18 protein-coding genes and 1 tRNA gene are annotated in these 22,897 nt (G+C 40.8%); 11 read left to right on the forward strand and 8 right to left on the reverse strand.

What is annotated here, in order from left to right; genetic code table 11:
- Positions 1–136: 136 nt before the first annotated feature.
- Positions 137–3,529 (reverse strand): type IX secretion system sortase PorU, encoded by a 3,393-nt coding sequence (porU, locus tag ABXG83_RS06540; protein WP_353550684.1) that lies wholly within the window; start codon positions 3,527–3,529, stop codon positions 137–139.
- Positions 3,530–3,932: 403 nt separating this feature from the next.
- On the opposite strand from porU, the gene ABXG83_RS06545 reads away from it, so the two are divergent.
- Positions 3,933–5,498, forward strand: a complete 1,566-nt coding sequence (locus ABXG83_RS06545; RefSeq protein WP_353550685.1) for an SUMF1/EgtB/PvdO family nonheme iron enzyme — start codon at positions 3,933–3,935, stop codon at positions 5,496–5,498.
- A 179-nt stretch (positions 5,499–5,677) separates the two neighbouring features.
- On the opposite strand, the gene ABXG83_RS06550 is transcribed toward ABXG83_RS06545, so the two are convergent.
- Positions 5,678–6,037, reverse strand: a complete 360-nt coding sequence (locus tag ABXG83_RS06550; protein ID WP_353550686.1) for a four helix bundle protein — start codon at positions 6,035–6,037, stop codon at positions 5,678–5,680.
- Positions 6,038–6,204: 167 nt separating this feature from the next.
- Between ABXG83_RS06550 and murF the strand changes: the two genes are divergently transcribed.
- From murF to ABXG83_RS06565, 3 genes are all read left to right on the forward strand, one after another.
- Complete coding sequence (gene murF, locus ABXG83_RS06555; protein WP_353550687.1) at positions 6,205–7,482, forward strand: UDP-N-acetylmuramoyl-tripeptide--D-alanyl-D-alanine ligase; 1,278 nt, start codon at positions 6,205–6,207, stop codon at positions 7,480–7,482.
- A 75-nt stretch (positions 7,483–7,557) separates the two neighbouring features.
- A complete protein-coding gene (locus tag ABXG83_RS06560) occupies positions 7,558–7,746 on the forward strand; it encodes a hypothetical protein (protein ID WP_353550688.1) in 189 nt (62 codons plus the stop codon).
- A gap of 178 nt (positions 7,747–7,924) precedes the next feature.
- The gene (locus ABXG83_RS06565; protein WP_353550689.1) at positions 7,925–8,386 is read left to right on the forward strand and encodes a DUF983 domain-containing protein; all 462 of its coding nucleotides are present in this window, start codon (positions 7,925–7,927) and stop codon (positions 8,384–8,386) included.
- 5 nt (positions 8,387–8,391) lie between these two features.
- Here ABXG83_RS06565 and ABXG83_RS06570 read toward each other — a convergent pair whose 3' ends face one another.
- The 3 genes from ABXG83_RS06570 to ABXG83_RS06580 form a co-directional block, all read right to left on the reverse strand.
- Complete coding sequence (locus tag ABXG83_RS06570) at positions 8,392–8,853, reverse strand: hypothetical protein (protein ID WP_353550690.1); 462 nt, start codon at positions 8,851–8,853, stop codon at positions 8,392–8,394.
- 73 nt (positions 8,854–8,926) lie between these two features.
- Positions 8,927–10,285 (reverse strand): hypothetical protein, encoded by a 1,359-nt coding sequence (locus ABXG83_RS06575; protein WP_353550691.1) that lies wholly within the window; start codon positions 10,283–10,285, stop codon positions 8,927–8,929.
- 298 nt (positions 10,286–10,583) lie between these two features.
- On the reverse strand, positions 10,584–13,382 hold the full coding sequence (locus tag ABXG83_RS06580; protein WP_353550692.1) for a TonB-dependent receptor: 2,799 nt from the start codon (positions 13,380–13,382) through the stop codon (positions 10,584–10,586).
- Positions 13,383–13,730: 348 nt separating this feature from the next.
- Between ABXG83_RS06580 and ABXG83_RS06585 the strand changes: the two genes are divergently transcribed.
- Both ABXG83_RS06585 and ABXG83_RS06590 read left to right on the forward strand, forming a co-directional pair.
- A complete protein-coding gene (locus ABXG83_RS06585; protein ID WP_353550693.1) occupies positions 13,731–14,498 on the forward strand; it encodes a TatD family hydrolase in 768 nt (255 codons plus the stop codon).
- A gap of 63 nt (positions 14,499–14,561) precedes the next feature.
- A tRNA-Ser gene (locus ABXG83_RS06590) sits at positions 14,562–14,648 on the forward strand.
- 99 nt (positions 14,649–14,747) lie between these two features.
- On the opposite strand, the gene ABXG83_RS06595 is transcribed toward ABXG83_RS06590, so the two are convergent.
- The gene (locus ABXG83_RS06595; protein ID WP_353550694.1) at positions 14,748–15,383 is read right to left on the reverse strand and encodes a polysaccharide deacetylase family protein; all 636 of its coding nucleotides are present in this window, start codon (positions 15,381–15,383) and stop codon (positions 14,748–14,750) included.
- A gap of 107 nt (positions 15,384–15,490) precedes the next feature.
- Here ABXG83_RS06595 and gltX point away from each other — a divergent pair, with 107 nt between their 5' ends.
- The 4 genes from gltX (at position 15,491) to ABXG83_RS06615 (ending at position 20,260) form a co-directional block, all read left to right on the forward strand.
- A complete protein-coding gene (gene gltX, locus ABXG83_RS06600; RefSeq protein ID WP_353550695.1) occupies positions 15,491–17,020 on the forward strand; it encodes a glutamate--tRNA ligase in 1,530 nt (509 codons plus the stop codon).
- 110 nt (positions 17,021–17,130) lie between these two features.
- On the forward strand, positions 17,131–18,672 hold the full coding sequence (locus tag ABXG83_RS06605) for a glycosyltransferase family 39 protein (protein WP_353550696.1): 1,542 nt from the start codon (positions 17,131–17,133) through the stop codon (positions 18,670–18,672).
- 43 nt (positions 18,673–18,715) lie between these two features.
- On the forward strand, positions 18,716–19,132 hold the full coding sequence (locus tag ABXG83_RS06610) for a cobalamin B12-binding domain-containing protein (protein WP_353550697.1): 417 nt from the start codon (positions 18,716–18,718) through the stop codon (positions 19,130–19,132).
- 117 nt (positions 19,133–19,249) lie between these two features.
- Positions 19,250–20,260: a dienelactone hydrolase family protein gene (locus ABXG83_RS06615; protein ID WP_353550698.1), complete on the forward strand. Its 1,011-nt coding sequence runs from the start codon at positions 19,250–19,252 to the stop codon at positions 20,258–20,260.
- Positions 20,261–20,262: 2 nt separating this feature from the next.
- Here ABXG83_RS06615 and ABXG83_RS06620 read toward each other — a convergent pair whose 3' ends face one another.
- Complete coding sequence (locus ABXG83_RS06620) at positions 20,263–20,865, reverse strand: trimeric intracellular cation channel family protein (RefSeq protein WP_353550699.1); 603 nt, start codon at positions 20,863–20,865, stop codon at positions 20,263–20,265.
- Between the two features lie 57 nt (positions 20,866–20,922).
- On the opposite strand from ABXG83_RS06620, the gene ABXG83_RS06625 reads away from it, so the two are divergent.
- Complete coding sequence (locus ABXG83_RS06625; protein WP_353550700.1) at positions 20,923–21,699, forward strand: enoyl-CoA hydratase-related protein; 777 nt, start codon at positions 20,923–20,925, stop codon at positions 21,697–21,699.
- 97 nt (positions 21,700–21,796) lie between these two features.
- Here the strand turns inward: ABXG83_RS06625 and ABXG83_RS06630 are convergent, their stop codons facing one another.
- Positions 21,797–22,879, reverse strand: a complete 1,083-nt coding sequence (locus ABXG83_RS06630) for an alkaline phosphatase family protein (protein ID WP_353550701.1) — start codon at positions 22,877–22,879, stop codon at positions 21,797–21,799.
- Between the last annotated feature and the right edge of the window lie 18 nt (positions 22,880–22,897).

The raw sequence follows: 22,897 nt of genomic DNA on the forward strand, positions 1-22,897 counted from the left end.
TTCGGGATTCAAACACTGTCTAATAGATAGCTGATTGCATATAGATCATAGCATATAATAATAACAGAAACATACTACTATATGCTATGATCTATTTGCTATAAGCTAATGCGTAAAATTCAAACCATAGAGTCAATTAAAGAAGAATAAGTTGTCCGGCATGAAAAGATTTTTGGGTGCCGGATTGAACAACCATATTGTAAATATAAACAGCTTTTTGGATTTTTCGTCCGGATTCATCCCTTCCATCCCACTCTATTTCAATATTTCTGGTACCTGCTGTATTCAGCATTTTGGAGATCCTTTTAACAAGTCTGCCGGATGACTGATAAATGTAGATATCAACTTTTAAGTCTGTATTCGGTTGATTGTGTTCAAAGGAGAAACGGGTACGGTCAAAGAACGGATTGGGGAAGTTCATCACTTTGGTGATCTTCAATTGTGATTGTTTCACCACCACATAATCCAGTATCGCTTCCGTGGAATTATTGGCACCATCCCAGGCTTTGAATCGCAATTGATGCGGACCAGCGCTTTGAACAGGCAATTGAAACTGCAGTGTACCGGATGACCAACTGTTTCTATCCGCCACAAAAAGATCATTCAATACCCGTTGATTCCTGAACTCATTATCGATGACCAGCGTGATATCATGTCCAACCCCATTCCCCGATGTATTGATCCCCGAACTGTCAGATAACTGAGCGATCAATAAAGGGGTTTCATGTGTCAGTCCGCCATTCTTGAATTGGAGATCATTCAGGTATAAACGAATGGCTGGGCCTGTTTTATCCGTCAGTAATTGATCACTACCGATGATGACGAGATTCGTATCAGCACCAATAGCATCACGCTTTGCATCATACGCATAGAGACTGATCTTACCTTTTCCGGGTTGGAAGCTCACATCTTTTGGCAAGATCACTTCGATCCGAAAAAAACCCGTATCAACAGAAAAAACACCTTTGAACAATACAGCCGCTTGCTGATCAAAACGTGTGATAAAGCTACCAGATTCATTGCCCAACGTAGCAATACTCCGCGGCTTATCCTGAATGATGGCTTCCATGGTTCCGGTAAAATCTTTGAGACGGTTACCGGCATTGTCGGTGACCTGTCCCTCAAGGATATATCGAGATGATGCTTTCAAAGTGTCATTCGTTGTCAACGCCTTTCCATTCACTGCCGTCAATTGAACACGATGCATAGGAAAGGATAAACGCATGGCAGGATCTCCCAACAAAATGAATTTTCTGGTATTCAAAATTTCTCCGGACTGTATCACCGCCAGGTTTTTAGCTTTTCGAAAAGCTTCGCCCAATGATAGATACTGTTGACTCACCGGATCCGGCTTTACGGCTTGTTGGATAAAATATTCATTGATGATGCGATTACTGGCAGCCAATACCAATCTGGCAGTACTCAATAAAGCGATCGCGCCGGTAGAATCGCCCGTTAACATTTGAGCACCCAATGCATTTTTGGAAGGATCATCGAACGGATAAAAATCGCAACTTGCTGTTACCATCAAAGGTAATTTTGCTGCATTTTGTAAACGACCGGCTTCTTCAGTAGTGAACACCGCTTCATCAGCCAAACGAATATGGTTACCATGGCCACTATAGTTCACGATCAATGCACCCTGGTTCATTCGATTGACGATCTCTTCATTCACTGCAGGATAACGAGCACCGCCACTACTACTCACCAATGGAAAAGCATCCAGATAAATTTTCTGTGTTTGAAAGAATGTGTTCTTTGCATTGGCCGACACACCTTCCGCATCATTCAAATGAAGATTTTGATCACGATCATCTGCAATAAATAACAATCGATTCCTCCATTCCCCAAATCGTGATGGATCATGATAACGAATGATCTTATTCACCATCGTATTCGCCTCACTCAAATTGCGTGCAGGTATTCTTCCTACCGCAATATCTAAAGCCTGCAAAGCATTGCCACGATTGATATCCACGGTATCATTCAACATCCCAAAAAAATCATCAGAAGTATAACTCGAAATAGGATCAAGCGACTGATTGCTTTGATGCGTAGGAATAAAACGATAATTATTCGCGACACGATTGCGTGGATCATATGAACCACTGCCAAACAGTAAAAGATATTTCAGCGTATGGCTGTTTTTATCATACATCATTTTCACAAAGTCACGGATCGCAGCAGGATCGGCTATACCACTGCCAAATTCCTGATACACTTGCGCTGTGGTAACCACTCGTACAGAACGAGCATATTGTTGCTGATGAAAAGCCGCTAGTCTTTGTGCTGCTGTAAGAAAAGAAGGATGTGTGATGATCAGGTATTCAGGAACAGTGACCCCATGTAGATTTTGATTACCGATATTACCGATCACCGTAGGTGTAAGTGTTTGTGCATCTGTAAATGCAACATACTCTCTCAAACGACTCGCATCTTGATGAAAGATGAAATTGCCTACAGATAAATTACGCATCGCCACAGGAACCAACGGAGAAGTGATATCCCACACTTTTAAAGACGTCGTGGCACCGGATAGTTCAAACCTTGCGATCGCACCGTTACTGACAGATGACCAATCACGAAAAAATAAAACCTGATCCGCTTGTTTGATGAGTGCCCTTCTGCCAAACATTTCCCATTTATTCAGCCAACATTCAGCCCCTGCAGCGGTTGACTGGTAATCAAAACGAAGGATGGTAGATGATTGTGCCGTATTGTATGATTGCTCTTGTTCTGCATGCACTGCATAACGATCCAAAAAAGTTCCTGTGACTGACGGGAAGACCAATGGAGTTGACGATGTACCATTGACCGTTGTTTGCATAGAAGCTGTAGCACCAACATTTCGCGAAGCAAAAGAAGCCCTGACACGAAAAGGCTGTTGCGTGATCGTATTCGGCCAGTTAACAGTAAAAGTTTTGGATAATGAAGCGGAAGAAAATTTTTCTCCATACCATTCTTTTCCGCTGCCGATCAAATTCACCAGATCATTTTCTACAACAGCTCGTTCATTAAAAGATTGAACGGTGATGGTTGAAAATGGTAAGCTGTTTTGTTCCTGAATCCTTTTACCAACCCCACCAATGGAAATATAGTAATAGGCAGAATCGCTGTATAAATTTTTAATAAAGCGAAAACTTTGTTGTGTGCTGTCTTTTTGCCAATGACCACTACCACCGGAATAAAAAAGGAAATAGTCATTATTATTAAAAATGCCATCCCCACCATCCACCACTTGAATGGCATTTTCAAAAAGATCATCTGTATAATCCGCATTACAAGATTCACCTAACATGGTACCACCGTTGCCATAGAAACGAATGGAAGAAGAAGGTATCCCGCTGCCCCCGGCTCCTAAAGGGGAGAGAAGAGAAGCATCCACTTTGTAGACACCGGCATCTTTCACCGCTATTTTTAACCAGTTGCCGGATGATAAAACGGATGAGGAAGCATACTGCCGCTGCGAATAACCACTTACAGTGATCATTACGAATGCGATCCCGAATAATACAATGCTTCTTTTCATAATTGATACAAATATCAGCCCAAAACCCCCACTGCGAAACGCAGCGCTAAATTCTCTGTAACCCTACGGTAAAAAAAACCGAGTGACAAAGCGTTCGGCACAGCCAAGCACAGCATTGTCCATTAATTCAACAATTTTCCGTAGAACTACCCCTACACCGGAAACGTTTGGAATAAGGAATCAGAAACAGAAAATAAACAATACTGCGCCTAATTCCCTGATAACCCGATATCCCGATCACCCGATTACCCGATCACCTACCCCTAACCCCTTTAAAATTAGCCTTTTACTAACAATAGAATTTCCGGGTCTGTTATCGCCATAAACATAAAACTTCTATATTCGCATATACGTAAATTGAGACATTAGCGAAACATCTATACTCCACAAACACGAGAATCACATGCAAGTATTGAAAACAACACGGAATTTGCTCTTGTTGTTGACGTTAACAGGCGCTATGTCATCCTGTAAGATTTTCAAAAAGAAACCTGAGAAATCAACGGTTACCGGATGGAACTACAATGACAAGAATCAGGGTAACTTCAATGTTGCCAAGCCCAAAGATATTAAAGCTGCTCCCGGACTGGTATTTGTGCAGGGTGGTACATTCACCATGGGTGCTGCGCAGGAAGATGTGATGGGTGACTGGAATAACATCCCCCGTCGTATCACTGTTAACTCATTTTTTATTGATAAGACTGAGGTAGCCAACGTTCATTATCGTGAGTACCTCTACTGGCTGACCAACGTATTTGGCGGAGCGGGTATGGATTCCATTGTGGAAGAAGCCAAACCCGACACCCTTGTATGGCGTAGTGAGCTGGCTTACAATGAGCCATATGTGGAATATTATTTCCGCCACCCGTCCTACAACTATTATCCGGTTGTGGGTGTAAGCTGGAAACAAGCAACAGATTTCTGTATCTGGCGTACTGACCGTGTGAATGAATTGACCCTGATGGGCAAAGGATACCTCGATGCCAGAAACCAGATCAAAAGAGAATTGAACGGTTCCGGTCAGGATAACTTCAATACCAAAGCATATCTGATGGATGAGTACCAGGCTACTCCCGGCAGAACAGCTACTTCAAAAAAGAACCCTTTAAAAGATGCGAATGGTCGTCCTAGAACCAAAGTAACTTTTGAAGATGGTATACTTTATGGCGACTATCGACTGCCAACCGAAGCTGAATGGGAATATGCAGCTTATGGATATATCGCAGAGAATCCTCAGAAGAAATCTAAAGGTTCTAAGAGAGGTGAGGAATTGATCGCTAACAAGCAGATCTATTCTTGGAAGAACAATGGATACGACAATGTTCGATACACACAAAAAAGTGCTTATCAGGGTGCATTCCTTGCTAACTTCAAGAGAGGTGCCGGTGATAACATGGGGGTTGCAGGTGGACTGAATGATAATGCTGCTATTCCGGCAGAAGTAACTTCATTCGTACCGAATGGATATGGTTTGTATAACATGAGTGGTAATGTAAGTGAGTGGGTAGCGGATGTATATCGTCCATTGAACTCATTGGATGGTGATGATTTCAATACCTTCCGTGGTAATGAATTCCGTAAGATCGATATGAGTGGTGGCCAAGGTAACTTACGCGATGATAAGGGTCGAATCAAAACTGTATTGGAAGAAGATTCTACTTTACGTAACAGAAGAAACTATCAGCGTTCTTATGCCACCAACTATTTGGATGGTGATTCATCCAGTGCTGTATATTATGGTTATGGTATCACTTCTTTGATATCCGACAAATCACGTGTATACAAAGGCGGTAGCTGGAACGACCGCGCATTTTGGTTGAGTCCGGGTGCACGTCGCTTCTTGGAAGAAGATCTAAGTACCAATACGATCGGTTTCCGTTGTGCCATGAGTCATTATGGAGCAGCAGAAGGAATTTCTAGAAAAGCCAAAACCGGACAATTCTTCCCAACTCGCCGAAACAAACGTTAAGAAGGAAAAGGTAAAAATAGAAAGAGCCGTCTCTGATAAGGGGATGGCTCTTTTGTTTGGGAAGATCGGGAGATCGGGATATCAGGAGATCGGGTTATCGGGTTATAAGTTTATCAACACAACTCTACCTGATATCCTGATTACCCGATAACCCGATATCCTGATATCCCAATCACCCATTAGTACCTAATCCCCAATCCACCTAAAAAACTGATCATTCTTTTCTGAAGAGTTTTCAATTTAGATAACAGCTCTTTATAGATATCTTGATCAATATAATGACTCAAATAAGCGATCTCTATTTGAGTTTCAAGTTCAAAAGAGGAACCAATAGCAATATGAATGAATTGACGCATATCGGCCACCGTTCTTCGTCCACAACCTTCTGCAATATTTGATGCGATGGAGACCCCGCATCTTTTCATTTGCATTGCTAGAGCATACCTTTCATTGACAGGGAAGCATTGAGTTAGCTCATTGATGTCTATCGCCAATTTTACAGACGTTTTCCATATTTCTAAAGTTTTAAAATCCTTCATACTTATATTTTAAAAACCAATCTATTATACTTCAGAATCATCTTCATTAGGTATTTGCCGTAATTTTTAATGACCGCATATATATCCTGTGAGCCTGATTACCCGATCATCTAATTACCTGATTACCTGATCCCCCAATCACCCGATTACCCTAAATTGCACATCATATGACAACCCCAGAATTATACAATATCTACCTCCAAAACCCCTCCATTCAAACCGATACAAGGAAACTCAAACAGGGGGATATATTCTTTGCTTTAAAGGGACCCAACTTCAATGGAAATCTGTTTGCAGCTAAAGCACTCGAAGCTGGTGCCGCTTATGCAGTCATTGATGAAGTACAGGATACAAAGAATGAAAGAATGATATTGGTTCCGGATACTTTACAAGCATTACAAGATCTGGCATCGTATCACAGAGATCAATTCAAGATTCCTTTTATAGCGATCACAGGTAGCAATGGAAAAACAACTACCAAAGAATTGGTATCGGCTGTTCTTGCCGCTCATTTCAAGACCTATACAACACAAGGCAACTTAAACAACCATATCGGAGTTCCCTTAACCATCTTGAGTATCCATAAGGATGCAGAAATGGCTGTTATAGAAATGGGCGCTAATCATCAAAAGGAAATTGCCGGTTATTGTGTGTACACCAAACCTACACACGGTATCATTACCAATTGCGGGAAAGCTCATTTGGAAGGTTTTGGAGGTATAGAAGGCGTAAGAAAGGGAAAAGGTGAATTGTTTGATTATATCAAAGCACACAATGGCGCCATTTTCATGTATGATGATTATGACTATCTCCACACCATGAGCAATGGTATCACACAAAAACAGATCTATGGTACACAGAATGGCACTGTTACCGGACAAGTGAAAAACAGCGAACCTTTTTTAGAAGTAAGTATCACAAAAGGACTTGAGAAAAAAGTGATCAGTACACAATTAGTAGGCGACTACAATTTACCCAATGTCTTATGTGCGATTGCTATTGGTAAACATTTTGGCGTACCGGAAGAAAAGATCACGACCACTATCGAACAATATACTCCTTCTAATAGCCGATCACAAATGCTGGAGCAAGGCAGCAATCATATCATTTTAGATGCCTACAACGCAAATCCAACCAGCATGCGCGCTGCGATCGAGAACTTTGCCAAATTTCCGTCGACAGAAAAAGTGTTGATGCTCGGTGGTATGATGGAATTAGGAAAAGAAAGTATTCAGGAACATCAGCAGATCGTTGAACTGATCCATCAACATGCATGGAAACAAGTTGTATTGGTGGGCGGTGATTTTGCACAGGTACAACATCCATACATCTATTTCCCTGACGCTACAACTGCAGGTAAATGGTACCAGGAACAAGCTTTCCAAAATACCTACTTTCTCATCAAGGGATCCAGAAGTATGCAGATGGAAAAAATCATTGTGTGATCTTTTCAGACATGACTTTTATCACGCTTTATCTCTGATGATCATCCGACCTTTATTCCTCAAAACATCATTGATATGTTTTATCGAATAAAAAATTGGGATTGGCCCTTGATTATACGGTTGTTCGTAGCCGGCATCTTCACATGGATCGCTATCGCTTTCCACGATTGGACCCCGGCCCTATTCGGACTCACCATCGCTGCAACAGCTATCTATGCTTCTTTGAGAAAAAAAGGATGTGGGTATGAAAAAAGCGGTGCATAAGGTCTATCGGCACATAGTTAATAGCTAGTAGTTCATGGTAGAACCGGAATACTAATAATTTATTTTATTTAGAATATGGCGATATTTTTTTTCACTCTTTACCAGTAGCTATGATCTATTAGCTATAAGCTATCAGCCATCGACTATTCCCTACCTTTACAACTCAAAACAATAACACATGAGCGGCAAATCGAAAACACCTTGGTATGTATGGAGCGTTTTGAATAATCGTTGCCCAAGATGCAGAACAGGAAGGATTTTTAAAAGTCAGGAACCTTATAAGTTCAAGACCAATGTAGACATGCATGAAAGGTGTCCGGTCTGTAGTCAACCGACTGAGATCGAGGTTGGATTTTATTATGGTACCGGATATGTGAGTTATGCCTTATCGGTGGCTTTTCTTGTATCCACATTTGTGGCATGGAAAGTATTGATCGGCATGACATTCTCCATCGATGATAACCGTATCTTTTATTGGATGGGTACCGCTTTTGCGTTGTTATTCATTATACAACCACTGATCATGCGATTATCAAGATCACTCTGGTTAAGCTGGTTTGTAAAATATGATCCCGATTGGAAAGAACATCCCATTGAAGAACCGGAAAGAATTGTGCCGGAACAAATGAATAACTGGTAAAAGTATTATCGGCTCTTTTTTCTGAGTTGATTGATAAATAAAGCTGTAGAATCAGACATTTTGATCTTTACAGCCACTCCACCACTTTTGATATATCCGATATAGTGACAGCTATCCTTTTGTGCTGCAACATATAGTGTTTTCACTATTTGTCCACCTGCAAAACAGAAGAATTTAGTATCATACTCACAAGATGGGTTGACTGCAAATCCATTCATCATTTCACTGATCGTGATTTGATGAATAAAGCCGGTATCATTCACACCCAATCGCGTATAAACTTTTTGATCGTTGATATCTGGAAAGAAATGCATATCGATACTATCTACCTTTTTGATGTCAGGTAAAGGATGCAGATCAACGATCAATGAATCTGAAGTTTGATCGTTGGTCGATTCTTTTTTCTCGCCAGACTGGCAAGCAGTAAATAAGCAAACTGCGATCAATAATGTGAGCAAACAACGCATATCATTATTTTAAGTACAAAGAAATAAAAAAACCGCTCTTGCGTAAGAGCGGTTTTCAATATACCATCAATAATTATTGTCCTTTCGCAGGAAATCTTGTCCATGAAGCCATCCAGTTGGTAGTACCGAATGCACCAACATGTGTTGTTGTAGTAAAGAATGCATCCAAGCCAGTGAAACTAGCACCTGTTAAGGCATCAGAACCGGCAGCTGGCAACAGATTAGGATTCGTGATAGTAAATGGAGATGTCAATTTGATATCATCTGCACTTGTATAAGTCTTACAACCTTCTGATTCAGCTTTGGTTCTAATAGCAGCAGCATTCAGTGTAGCGGCTGTTAAACCAGACACTCTGTATGGATCCGCAACTGCATGTACCAGATTATTTTTGAATTCAGAAGTACCACCAGCAGCGCTGTAGTCGTTTGCAGTACCATCAGACTCGATAGAGAAACCACCTTTCTGCCAACCCATCAGGATAGAGTTACGCAAAACAAAGCGTACAGCTCTTCTCCATCTGTTACCAAAGTTATGGTTAGCTGCAGTACCAGCAGCATTATTCGGACCTACAAAAGTGAAGTTACTCAACACAGGGCGTGTATATGGAGTTGCAGTTGTACCTGAACCATCATTATCGGCTTCAATACCATTACCCGCATCACCATTATCAACAAATGATGGATCACGCAAAGCCACAGCAAATTGGATCTTACCTGTATAACCGAAATCAAAATCGAAATCATCATCCGCTGTTGCAAATGCAACTAGGTATTTAGCGTTCACATTACCTCCAAAGAATTCATACGCATCATCGTTACCATAGACTACCTGTACATTCTCGATGGTAGTACCACTACCAACCCCACCTAATGTCAAACCATTGATCTCTGAACCCGGGAAAGCAGCAATACCTGCATATTCAATACGAACGTATTTCAAAGTACCGGAGTTATCAGTAGCGTTGGTTCCACCATAAGGACGATCCAATCCACCTTCAATCACAGGTGTTGAAGAACGGTTGGTAGGTGCATTACCAAGAATGATCAATCCACCCCAATCGCCCGGAGCACGAGAACCGGCATCCTGTCCTGAAGTCATCACGATAGGCTTATCCACTGTACCATTGGCCTGAATTTTACCACCACGTTCAATACACAATGCTCCTTTTTCAGTCTTATCACTCTTGATCGTAGTTCCAGCTTCGATGGTAAGTGTAATTCCGTTCGGTACATACACATAACCTTTCAGTGTCCATGTTTTATCTGCAGTCAATGTTTTGTTAGCAGTTAAAGTTCCGGATATAATCGTCTCATTAGGATTTACTGGAGGTGCGATAATATCATCTTCTTCTTCATTCTTTGAACATGATGTCATAGCAGCTACAGCAAGTGCCACTAAAGCAAGACGGGAAATCATAAGTGAACGTATCATTTTCAATGTTTTTATGTTGCAAAAGAATCGCTTTAATGTAATGGGTATGTTACGGCAGCGTTAACTAATTGTTACCTGGTAGCAGGTTGATGGGTTATGGCTTATGGACCATGGCTTATGGTCCATGGTCCATGGTAAAGAAAGAGTCTTAAAAATGGAATAACACTCGTAAGATTCGTTTAATGGGCTATGGTCTATGGACCATGGACTATGGACCATGGACCACAGAACATAGCCCAAAAAAAGAGGCTGTATCAAAATTGACACAGCCTCACATCTATCTAATGTTCAAGCCGAACTAGAAATTATAAGAGAACCCAATACCAAAGCTGGCTCCGAATAAGTTACTCCACTGGATCCTGTCCTCACTGCTCTTGTAAGCTCTGTTTTCCTTCTTAGACTCTACGTTATTATAGAAGATCTGTCTGGTGTTCAAAAGATTCGCCATATTGATCTTGATCTCTCCCTTTTTCTTCAACACTTTCTTGGCTAATTGAAAATCAAGGATGCTTCTTCCATTCTCATATACATCAGGAATACCAAATGCTCCAACAGTTTCAATACGCTGACCAATTCTGTTAAAGAGTACTGTGCTACTCCAATCTGCTTCGGCATCAGCATAGGTCAGACTTAAATTCACCAGGTAAGGTGATTGACCCTGCATCGGTCTCTTGATATCATAAGGATTTGAAGAATTATCCAAATCAACTGTTGACTTGATCAAAGAGGTATTTGCGCTGAAAGTGGTATTATTCCAGAACTTACCCTCTCCGAAGAAAGAAAGTTTTTTACGCAGATCCAATTCAATACCATATGCATATGCATTGTTCGGATTGAAGTAAGTGATCACCTGATATTCAAGTGATGACTCACCAGACATACGCTGTTCAATTGGTTTACTGAAATGTTTGAAGAATAAAGAAGCTGAAAGAACTTCTCCGCTTTGAGGATAGGTTTCAAAACGCAGATCGATATTGGTATTCTGACTTCTCTCCAATGCACCATTACCACGAATGATCGCAGCTCTTACGAAATCAAAATAAGAGAAGTTGGCCACTTCACGGAAATCAGGTCTTGATACCGTTCTTGAAGCTGAAAAACGAAGATTTGATTTATTACTGAAACTATAGATCAGGTTCGCAGATGGAAGGATGTCCAGATAATTTTTTTTGATGATGGTATTCGTTCCGGATACGTTACCTGTTTCTACTTCATAATTGAAAGTTTCAACACGTACACCCCAGATCAATCTCCATTTTTCATTGAGTTTATTATCTAACATCAGGTAAGATCCTGTCAACAATGAGTTAGCATCGTAACGGTCAGTATTATTGGTGATATCATTCAGGTAAAATCCTTCTGCATACATACTACCGTCGTTGAATACTTGTCCGGCTGGCAAAGTCAACAAAGCTGTGTTGAAATTATTAGGACTTGCGGCTTCATAACGGAATGCACGCGCATCGAATTCACGAATTTTATATTGAGCAAGTACACCTGCTTTTAAAGTTGAAGAAGTATTACCCCAATTTAATTGCTTGTTGTAGTCCACTTTTCCACCCAAAGTATTTTCGTTCAGTTCACTCCAGAAACGATAGGTATTTCTTAGCGCAACACCATAAGGAACTGACTTATCATTTTGTTGAGACAAGCTTTTTTGATAAGGCTGAGAACGGTAATCAGGCTGATCTTTCTTAGTAAAAGCATAGTTCAGGTTCCACTTGATCTTATCATTCTTTTGTCCAACAGCATGCTCGCCTTCCAACTGAGAACTAAAAATCGTTTTGATCATTGCGATCGCGATCCTGTTCTTGTTGATGTATTGAAGATCATTGAAGTTAGCGCCTTCTCTGATCGTATTATTGTTTTCAAATACCCTGTTAAACAGATTCTTCAGTACAAATTTGTTCTTGCCTTTTTTATAACCCACATTCAATAATGCACCTAAGCTGGTACTAAAAGAATAAGAAGTATCTGCATAGTCAAATAACAGGTTATTCGTACCGGTAGCATCACCGTATTGTTGTCTATCGGTCACCTGGATGGTCTGTGAGTTTCTGTAAGTCACTGCACCCAACAAACCATAAGTACCGCCTTTTTTACCATTGAACTTTTTTGCAAAATTGATTTGTGCATTCAAGCCCGGCAATGCTTTGGAGATATCATCACCATAGGTGTTGTACATTCTTCTGGAAACCTGAATCTTTTGATCCATTGACAGTGTTCTCCATCTGTTGGTCGATGGGAAACGAGAAGGGAAAGTTCTGGTACCATCATCGAAACCCAGATAATCAAGACTACCTCTGTGACCGATATTAAAATCTTTTCCGGTAGAGATCGTATTAAAGGAAGTAGAAAATGCCAATCCAAAAGCATTTCTGTAAGGAATATCTTTTGTAGTTACCTGAACGATACCACCTGAAAATTCACCGGGCATATCCGGGGTGGCGGTTTTATTGATCAAAACATTATCGATCATATCTGAAGGCACTACATCAAAAGAAAAAGTTCTTCTATCAGGTTCAGTGCTGGGCATTACCGCACCATTGATGGTAGCAATATTATAACGATCATTCAAACCACGAACGATCACATATTTATCATCTTGTACACTGGTACCTGTAACACGTTTCAATACTTCACCTACGTTACGATCCGGAGATTTTTTGATGGACTCAGAAGAGATACCATCAGATACACTGGTATTATTTTTCTGCATGCTCAATACGGCATTGGCAGATTCACGACGTGCAGGTGTAGCGGTTACAACCACTTCATCCAGTTCTTTCTTTTGCTCCACCAATACGATATTGAGTTCATTCAGCTGTCCATTCGTTACAGCGATCTCATTGATCGTTTTGGTTTTGTATCCTGTCAGGGAAAAAGTGAGTTCATAAGAACCCGGAGCCAGTCTGATACTAAAGCGACCTTCCACATCTGTGGTAACATTGATCTTTTTAGCAGCATTATAAATCGTAACCCCGGTGAGTACTTCATTATTAGAAGCAGAAGTTACTTTTCCGGAAAGTGTTCCTGTTTGAGCAGATAACACAGAAAGGAATAGGAAAGACAAAAGGGTTAAGAACGTAGATTTCACAGTGTTTATTTTGCCGCAAAAGTATTATGGCAATGTTACCGCTATGTTACCCCAATGTTAAGGGAATATTACCTGACGGTATTTAAGGGGATATTAATGTAAAAAGCCTGTTGAAAGAGGAAGATTGGAAAAAAATAGCCGAAGTAGAAACTTCGGCTCTGCTTTTAATCCGTACCCTATGAAAACAATCTTTTCCCGATCTAATCGGGATCAATCTTTTAAATCGCCTGTTGATTTTGCTTCATGGGATACGAGACTAATAACGCAGTGTGTTGTCTTTTTATTTTATACGGATAGAAAAAAATTTAAATACTGTGCTTAATCGTTATTTATTGTGAATTTTGCAGGATGATATTGATTGATACCCACTGTCATTTATATTCAACTGAATTCGGCGAAGAAATACCCGATATTATTGAACGAGCTCAGAAAGCAGGTGTTGAGAAATTTTATTTACCGGCTATTGATAGTGAAGTGATACAAGCTATGCTGGATCTGGAAGCAGCCTATCCCAAGGTATGTTTTGCTATGATGGGACTACATCCTTGCTCTGTGAAAGAAAATGTGGAGGAAGAGTTAGCTATTGTAAAGGAATGGCTTGACAAAAGAGATTTTGTAGCAGTAGGTGAGATAGGTCTTGATTTTTATTGGGATAAGACTTTCGCAGTAGAACAGAAAAAGGCATTTGATATACAAATGAGTTGGGCACTATCGATGAACAAACCTATTGTGATTCACACTCGCAATGCCATGCAAGAAACCATTGATATGGTTAAACCTTACGCAAAGAAGGGATTGAAAGGCATATTTCATTGTTTCAGTGGCAGCTATGAATCTGCTCAACAAATCATTGATATGGGCTTTTTATTAGGTATAGGAGGTGTTCTTACTTATAAAAATGCCGGGTTACCTGCTGCCTTGGAAAATATTGATTTAGCACATATGGTATTAGAAACAGATGCTCCTTATCTGAGTCCGGTTCCTTATCGTGGGAAGAGAAATGAAAGCAGCTATCTGCTGGAAATAGCGATCAAACTGGCAGAGGTTAAGAAAGTGCCTTTAGAGGATGTTGCCGCTATCACTACTGCCAATGCGCAAAAAATATTCGGAAACTGAGGAGCGAAGCGCTATTTTTGCAGTCCTCAAAAAAGTTCTTTCGATTAATTTATAGATAAATACAGAGAGGTGTCCGAGTGGTTGAAGGAGCACGCCTGGAAAGTGTGTATACGGGAAACCGTATCGAGGGTTCGAATCCCTTCCTCTCTGCAAATTTGAATCCCGCTGAGCGGGGTTTTATGTTTTACGTCTATATTATATATTCTCCAAAAGCAGATTGCTGTTGTACTATTAATCTTCCTATCTCTGTCAACTATCAACTGTCCACTGATCAATTCTCTCAAACCGAAACCCTTTCTCCGAAAAATGTTTCAATACTTTAGGCAATGCTACTGACATCCGATCCCATGCTTTGGCACTATCATGAAATAAAACGATGGAACCAGGCTTGGTATGGTACAAGACATAAGCCAGACAAGCATCTCCAGTAAGACGCGTATCAAAATCAGCACTCAACACATCCCACATGATGATCTTCTTTTGTTGCTGTTGGAGATTTTTTATTTGAGAACGTTTAATGCGTCCGTAAGGAGGTCTGAAAAGATCAGAGGCAATGTATTGTTCCGCTGTTGAGATGTCACTCAAATAGGTAACATCATCCGTTTTCCAGCCATTCAGGTGATGTTGTGTGTGATTACCCACCGAATGTCCTTCCGCAATGATATGCTGGTAAATCTCCGGCTCTGCTGCAACATTTTTACCAATACAAAAAAAAGTAGCTTTCGCTCCATAAGCCGCCAACTGATCCAATACAAATGGCGTTGCCTGCGGATGCGGACCATCGTCAAATGTGAGGTAGATCCTCTTCTCCCCCTCCACCGGCATTCTCCATACCAACGAAGGATACAAACTGCGCAGCCAAAAGGGAGTTTTTGTAAGATACATGGTGTAAATATAGCTTATAGTTGATAGCCCATAGTCCATGGCAAAACATTGGAGATCAAACATGGACTATAGACCATCGACTATGGACTAACACTTATCTTTGTACTATGAACAAAAAAGTACGTGTACGTTTTGCCCCTTCTCCTACCGGAGGACTGCATTTGGGGGGTGTAAGAACTGTTTTATTCAACTATCTTTTTGCGAAGAAGCATGGTGGCGATTTCATTTTAAGAATCGAGGATACCGACCAAACCCGTTTCGTACCCGGGGCTGAAGAATATATTTTCCAGACTTTGGAGTGGTGTGGATTGATACCCGATGAAAGTCCGAAACATGGTGGTCCATATGCACCTTACAGACAAAGTGAGCGCAAAGACATGTACAGACAGTACGCTGAACAACTTATAAAAGCCGGCTATGCGTATTATGCATTTGATACGCCTGAAGAGTTGGAAGCTATGCGTAGTGATTTTAAGACCGCTGAAAATCCGTCTCCTCAATACAATCAATTCATTCGTGAGAAAATGCGTAACTCTCTTACACTGGGTGAAGATGAAGTGACGCGATTGATCAGTGAGGGGATGCCTTATGTGATACGCATCAAAATGCCTGCCGGTGAAACCGTGAGTTTCACAGATATGATCCGTGGAGAAGTTTCTTTTCAAACTGATCAGGTAGATGATAAAGTATTACTTAAAGCGGATGGTATGCCTACCTATCATCTTGCTGTAGTAGTGGATGATTATCTGATGAAGATATCACATGCATTTCGTGGAGAAGAATGGCTACCCTCTGCTCCCGTTCATATACTGTTATGGAAATACTTGGGATGGGAAAAAGACATGCCTGAATGGGCCCACCTTCCTTTGATCTTGAAACCTGATGGCAATGGCAAACTCAGTAAAAGAGACGGTGATAGATTAGGTTTTCCTGTATTTGCCATGGATTGGACCGATCCAAAAACAAATGAAAAGACCATCGGATTCAGAGAAAGAGGTTTCCTTCCTGAAGCTTTTGTGAACTTATTGGCCATGCTTGGATGGAATGATGGCACCGATCAAGAGATATTTACGATGACTGAATTGATCGAAAAATTCTCCATGGATCGCGTTCATAAAGGCGGTGCTAAATTTGATTATGAAAAAGCGAAATGGTACAATCATGAATGGATCAAGCAATCAACAGCAATAGATCTTGCTCCATTTGTGCAGCAAACATTCGCGACCAATAATATTCAGATAACAGAACCATCATTTTTACACAAAGTAATTGATCTGGTAAAAGAGCGTTGCACACTGTTGTCTGATTTCACAGCGCAAAGCAGCTTTTTCTTTCAGTCACCCACTGAAATAGATATTGATGCGATCAAACCCAAATGGGATGATAAAAAAAATCTGTTCTTCACTGAGTTGATTCGCGCTTATGAACTGAGCTCACTTTGGGAAGCTTCCGATCTGGAAAAGGAGTTCAAAGAACTCGCTGCAGCAAATCAACTAAAGCCGGGTGAATTGATGCTTCCTTTTCGTATCATGCTAGTAGGAGGAAAGTTTGGACCGGGTGTGTTTGATATTGCTGCGTTGATCGGAAAAACAGAAACGGTTGCCAGGATTAAACATACGCTTGGTTTAGTGGGTTAAGATAGATGAGTTGCCACTGAAGCCACAGAAATACACAGAATGATTCAGTGTATTTCTGTGTCTTCAGTGGCAATCTCTTTTTCATTCGTATCTTACCACAAACATCTCACATGAAGAACGCTACCAGACTATTGTATCTCTTAGCGATTGTACGTTTTACTCTTCCCTTTTTATTGGTGCACCCCTCCTACCAATTACATCGTGATGAATACCTGTATTTAGCGGAAGGCCATCATCTTGCCTGGGGATTTTTGGAAGTACCCCCCATGTTATCATTTATGGCATACATCAGTAACGGCTTAGGAGCTACTGAGTTTTGGGTGAAATTTTGGCCTGCATTATTTGGCTCGATGATATTACTGATGATGGGCAAGATCATTCTTCGATTAGGTGGCCGCTCATTTGCGATTGTATTAGCATCGCTCCCTTTTTTATTCACGGGTTATATCCGTATGTTTTATTTTTTCCATCCCAATTTTCTGGATGTATTTTTTTGGACACTTAACGGCTATGCGCTGATCAACTTCATCGACACCAAGAAAAATAGTTGGTTATACCTTTTTGGTATCAGCATTGGATTGGGTATGTTAAGTAAATACTCTGTTGCATTTTATACTATAAGTCTATTGGCAGGACTACTATTCACGAAGCACCGATCTATCTTCTTGAATAAACATCTTTATTTCGCCGGATCTCTTGCACTACTGATCATGTTACCCAATCTGATCTGGCAATACCAGCACGGGTTTCCGATATTCATTCACATGGAAGAATTGAAAGCAACACAACTCCAATTCATTGATCCAAAAGATTTCTTGATCGATCAGATCATGATGTTTCTTCCTTGTGTATTCATTTGGATCAGCGGTCTGCTGTATGTTTTATTTACTGCCCAAGGAAGAAAATATCGCATGATCGGCATCAGTTATTTTGCCGTGATCGCTTTATTAACCTATATGAATGGAAAAAGCTATTATGCCGCAGGAGTATACCCTTTATTGTTTGCATTCGGAGCATATTGGCTTGAAAAACTCACTACCGGAAAATTACAGGTGCTTCGGTATGTATTCGTATGTATACCGGCAGGACTGGGAATACTCATCATGCCATTACTACTGCCACTCTATCCACCTCAGGAATTGGCTGATTGGTATCGGTCAAAGAATATCCATACAACCGGATCCTTTAAATGGGAGGATCTTGAATACCATCCTTTACCACAAGATTTTGCAGATATGATCGGATGGAAAGAATTGGCAGAAAAAACGGCTGCTGTCTATAAGAGTTTACCGGAAGCAGAACAAAAGAAAACAATGGTGTATTGTCGCGGTTATTATACGGCCGGTGCATTGAACTATTATGCAAAACAGGTAGGCTTACCGGTAGTATATAGCGACAATGCTTCTTTTCTATTCTGGATGCCGGAAAAATATGATTTCAAACATTTGCTACTGATAGGAAAAAAAATGCCTGATGCAGATGATATTGTTTTCCAACAATTTGAAAAAGTATCCCTGCGTGATTCCATAGACTACCCTTTATTCCGTGAAACAAGAACCAAGATCTTCTTATTTGAGAATGGAAACGACTCTTTACAGCCCATTACCGAACGAGGGGTAGCTGCTTTAAAAGCCCGGTTCAGCCGAAAATGAGATTTGCCATCCATTGCTTACTTTTGAGCCATAAATCGATTGCATGAGTAAGCTCAAACGCCCCATTCGCGTACTGGTTGCTAAAGTTGGATTAGACGGACATGACCGTGGTGCTAAAGTAATTGCTACCGCATTACGCGATGCAGGAATGGAAGTGATCTATACCGGCCTCAGACAAACCCCTGAAATGGTAGTGAATGCGGCTTTACAGGAAGATGTGGACGCCATTGGTATCAGCATCCTTAGCGGAGCACACATGACCGTATTTCCAAAAGTCATCCAACTACTCAAAGAAAAAGGGATGAATGATGTATTACTCACGGGCGGTGGTATCATTCCTGAAGACGATATGAAAACCCTCAATGACATGGGTGTTGGTAAGCTCTTTGCTCCCGGCACAGCTACCGGCGAGATCGCCAACTATATCTCAGAATGGGTGAGTCTGAATCGTTCTTTTTAAATGCAGAACAACTGTAAGCAGACCGTTCAACCCTTTATTATCCCGATTGAACCAATATGATTGCATCCCGCAATGGTTGCATAGCATCTTTGCATCCCGAAAAAAAGGAAGCACATTATGAAACAGGTTGTAAGCATGAGAATCGTTGTTTGCCTAATGGCATTACTGATATTTTCATGCAGTAAAAAATCAGTAACCACTACTGCTAATACTAATCCTTCGAATACCAACAATACGCAGAATGAAGTATTGGAAACGGTTCTGATCAACAACCCGACAGGAACAACACCTTTGAAAGCCATTCTTTTCATTCCTGCTTCATCTACATCGCTTCCTGCAGTGATCGTACAGCATGGCAGTGGTGGATTATGGAGTAGCAATGATGCCACTAACACTCAATTAGCCAGCCAGTTTCATATCTGGATCGATTCTTTTAGGGTCAATAAAATCGCTGCTCTTTTCATCGACAGCTATACACCACGAGGTGTTAAGAATTTTCCCAACATGGCCCCTCCTGAAAATATTTTCTTAGCAGCTGAGTTTGTTCGTCCACGCGATGCTTATGCCGGGTTAAACTATTTACGAACATTAACCAGGATCAAATCAAATAAGATCGCATTACTTGGATTCTCACATGGTGGTACCAGTGTACTGAGCACCATGGTAGATGCACAAGCTGTCAGCAAAACAACCTGGTCATTGATCAGTGGAGGAGTTACTTATACCGACGGTGTTTTACCACCTGCCCAACGTCCATCAGAAGGCGGATTTGTTGCAGCTGTCTCTTACTATCCCGGAGCTGCGATGTTTAGTTATTATGGTCGCCCCGGCACTCCGAGTAATGGAAAATACATTCCATATGCACCTGTGATGATCCACGCTGCCGGCAAAGATCCTCTCTATACTACTTTATATACCAATAGTGATAATAATACCAATATCAGTGCTTATGATGGACTGATATTAAAAGCTCAACAATCACCCCTATCTGCTCCAATGACCATGCATGTATACCCTGATGCAGATCATAGTTTTGATGGTGTGACAGGAAATAATGAAGATGCGAAAGCCAATCTGCTGGCGAAAAAAAGAACCCTTGATTTTCTGAAAAGTTATTTATTGAACTAACATTAGATCTCGGGAAGTCTTAGTCTTTTTCGTTTTGAAAGAATACGTATGCCTACAATGATGGCAACGCATATAAAGAGACCAAGATTATATTCTATACCATAATATTTCAATCCGAGATAGATCACACCTCCCAAAGCACAGGCTGTGGCATATAGTTCTCCACGTTTTAAGAGATTGGGTACTTCTCCACAGATCATATCTGCCAATAATCCTCCAAAAGTTGCAGACATCACACCCATGATCACTGAATAACCTTCATTGATCCCATATACGAGGCTACGTTCAATTCCACCTACAGTAAACATGCCTAATCCAATAGCATCCGTAAAGAAAATAGCCCTGCGAAAACGAGTGAAATTCGTGTTCAATAAGGATACGATCAATACCGCTGATACAACCAATCCCAGAGCGAGATAATCATTCACCCAATTCACAGGTCGCACACCAATGAGCAGGTCTCTAATGGTGCCACCACCATAAGCAGTAACAAACGCCACAACTGCAGCACCAAAAATATCCATCTGATGCGTTCTCGCTTTTAAAGCGCCTGTTATTGCAAAGACGAAAATCCCGGTATATATGATGACCTCTATCAGATTCATACTACAAAATACAAAAGAACAGTATTGCTCCCCTATTTTTGTACAAATACGATTGCCATGTATCAAACCTTAGTTACCGATCTTTCAAATGGTATTTTCACCATTACTATTAATCGCCCCGATAAATTAAATGCCTTGAATCAGCAGGTCATGTCTGATTTAAGCAATGTGATGGATGAAGTATACCAGAATAAAGACATTCAATCTGTCATCATTACCGGCTCAGGTCCTAAAGCTTTTGTTGCAGGTGCTGATATCAGTGAGTTCAGTGGCGCTTCTGTTGCTGAGGGAAAAGCATTGGCCAAAAGAGGACAAGACATCTTTTTTAAAATTGAAAATTGTCCAAAACCTGTTATAGCCTGTGTAAACGGATTTGCATTAGGTGGAGGTTGTGAACTGGCAATGAGTTGTCACTTCAGAATCGCTTCTGAAAATGCAAAGTTTGGTCAACCCGAAGTGAACCTAGGTCTTATTCCCGGTTATGGTGGAACACAAAGACTGGTGCAGCTCATCGGCAAGGGAAGAGCGATGGAATTACTAATGGGTGCAGGCATGATCGATGCCGCTACCGCCTTACAATATGGCTTAGTGAATTATGTGGTACCACAGGAAGAATTGATCGCTAAAGCGATCGCTATCCTTCAGGTGATCAATAGTAAAGCCCCTGTAGCTGTGGCCAAATGTATTGAAGCAGCCAATGCAGTATTTGATGAAAGTAAAAATGGGTTTGAAGTGGAAATCAATGCTTTTGGTGATTGTTTCGCAACAGAAGACATGAAAGAAGGAACCTCTGCCTTCCTTGAAAAAAGAAAAGCCATTTTCAAAGGCCAATAACCCCTACGTGCTACTTCTGTTTTTCTTGTTCTCTGCGGCAGCATCCTTTTTATGAAACCGCTGAGAACAAGAAAAACAGAGGCTACGCACTATTTGACTATCGTTTGATTACTTCTTTGATCTCTTCGGCGATAGGATGGTTAGCAGTGAATGTAACACCTAACAGCTTAGCAATGGTTTGTGCAAATTGTTTCTGATAAAACTGTGAGGGTTTTTTAATCTCACCAAGGGCAGGAGTATTCGGCCCAATCGCCGCAAACCAAATTTCATCTGCACCTTCAATATCAGAACCATGACTGGTCCATTTACGTTTATCTTTATCACCCCTGCCATGATCAGTAGTAATGAGTAAAGTGGTTTTATTACGGTACTGCGGAGTAGATTGTACATAGTTCCATATTTCTTCGATCCACTTATCTACTTGTGTTGCAGCTTGTAAATAGGAACGATATTTCCATCCATGTGCCCATTCATCTGTTTCTCCATAAGCGATATACAGCACTCTGGGTTTTTCTTTTTTCAAATATTCCATCGCAGCATGATGTGTAAATACATCAAAACATTCTTCTGCCCACATACGATGACTACTTAGCAACATTTTATTGATCACTAATTCTGCCGCATTGGGTTTCGCACCTCCGGTAGTATCATATGCAGCTATGACCGGAATACCACTTCTTTTTTCATTTAAAATTCTATTGAAAGCTTCCCATGCCCCAAAAGCTCCAATCCTTCCTTTATAAGGCTGTTGTTGATGCAGGAATTCCAGTACAGTGGTATTGGGATTGGGCGGATAATCATTGCTGTTGATGTTATCATCAGCATACCCTGAAAAGATCTCATTATAACCGGGATATGAAAACCAATACGGATTGGTAACATTCACTTTACTGCCCAAATCCCTGTTACCATGAATCTGACCTTGCCGGGCAATCGTTTTCCAAAAGAAAGGCATCAATTTGGTTCTTCTTTCTGCTAGATCTTCAGCCCAATATGTTGAATAGATCAATGTACTGTCGTCTTGATTATATCTTTTATCGGATGCCAATACTGGATCCATACCCTTAAATAACTCTTGCCAACGCAATCCATCTGTGGTAATGATAATGACATTTTCTGTTTGTTGTGCATAGCTACCGCAACAACACATAAAAGCAATAATTGACAATATAAGTTTCATGGACTGGATCATTTGTCT

Source organism: Sediminibacterium sp. KACHI17 (genome assembly GCF_040362915.1).
Classification (GTDB): domain Bacteria; phylum Bacteroidota; class Bacteroidia; order Chitinophagales; family Chitinophagaceae; genus Sediminibacterium.

Excerpts from the sequence above, each read along its gene's own strand:
- porU (WP_353550684.1), bottom strand. The coding sequence starts at position 3,529 with ATGAAAAGAAGCATTGTATTATTCGGGATCGCATTCGTAATGATCACT.
- ABXG83_RS06545 (WP_353550685.1), top strand. The coding sequence starts at position 3,933 with ATGCAAGTATTGAAAACAACACGGAATTTGCTCTTGTTGTTGACGTTA.
- ABXG83_RS06550 (WP_353550686.1), bottom strand. The coding sequence starts at position 6,037 with ATGAAGGATTTTAAAACTTTAGAAATATGGAAAACGTCTGTAAAATTG.
- murF (WP_353550687.1), top strand. The coding sequence starts at position 6,205 with ATGACAACCCCAGAATTATACAATATCTACCTCCAAAACCCCTCCATT.
- ABXG83_RS06560 (WP_353550688.1), top strand. The coding sequence starts at position 7,558 with ATGTTTTATCGAATAAAAAATTGGGATTGGCCCTTGATTATACGGTTG.
- ABXG83_RS06565 (WP_353550689.1), top strand. The coding sequence starts at position 7,925 with ATGAGCGGCAAATCGAAAACACCTTGGTATGTATGGAGCGTTTTGAAT.
- ABXG83_RS06570 (WP_353550690.1), bottom strand. The coding sequence starts at position 8,853 with ATGCGTTGTTTGCTCACATTATTGATCGCAGTTTGCTTATTTACTGCT.
- ABXG83_RS06575 (WP_353550691.1), bottom strand. The coding sequence starts at position 10,285 with ATGATACGTTCACTTATGATTTCCCGTCTTGCTTTAGTGGCACTTGCT.
- ABXG83_RS06585 (WP_353550693.1), top strand. The coding sequence starts at position 13,731 with ATGATATTGATTGATACCCACTGTCATTTATATTCAACTGAATTCGGC.
- ABXG83_RS06595 (WP_353550694.1), bottom strand. The coding sequence starts at position 15,383 with ATGTATCTTACAAAAACTCCCTTTTGGCTGCGCAGTTTGTATCCTTCG.
- gltX (WP_353550695.1), top strand. The coding sequence starts at position 15,491 with ATGAACAAAAAAGTACGTGTACGTTTTGCCCCTTCTCCTACCGGAGGA.
- ABXG83_RS06605 (WP_353550696.1), top strand. The coding sequence starts at position 17,131 with ATGAAGAACGCTACCAGACTATTGTATCTCTTAGCGATTGTACGTTTT.
- ABXG83_RS06610 (WP_353550697.1), top strand. The coding sequence starts at position 18,716 with ATGAGTAAGCTCAAACGCCCCATTCGCGTACTGGTTGCTAAAGTTGGA.
- ABXG83_RS06615 (WP_353550698.1), top strand. The coding sequence starts at position 19,250 with ATGAAACAGGTTGTAAGCATGAGAATCGTTGTTTGCCTAATGGCATTA.
- ABXG83_RS06620 (WP_353550699.1), bottom strand. The coding sequence starts at position 20,865 with ATGAATCTGATAGAGGTCATCATATATACCGGGATTTTCGTCTTTGCA.
- ABXG83_RS06625 (WP_353550700.1), top strand. The coding sequence starts at position 20,923 with ATGTATCAAACCTTAGTTACCGATCTTTCAAATGGTATTTTCACCATT.
- ABXG83_RS06630 (WP_353550701.1), bottom strand. The coding sequence starts at position 22,879 with ATGAAACTTATATTGTCAATTATTGCTTTTATGTGTTGTTGCGGTAGC.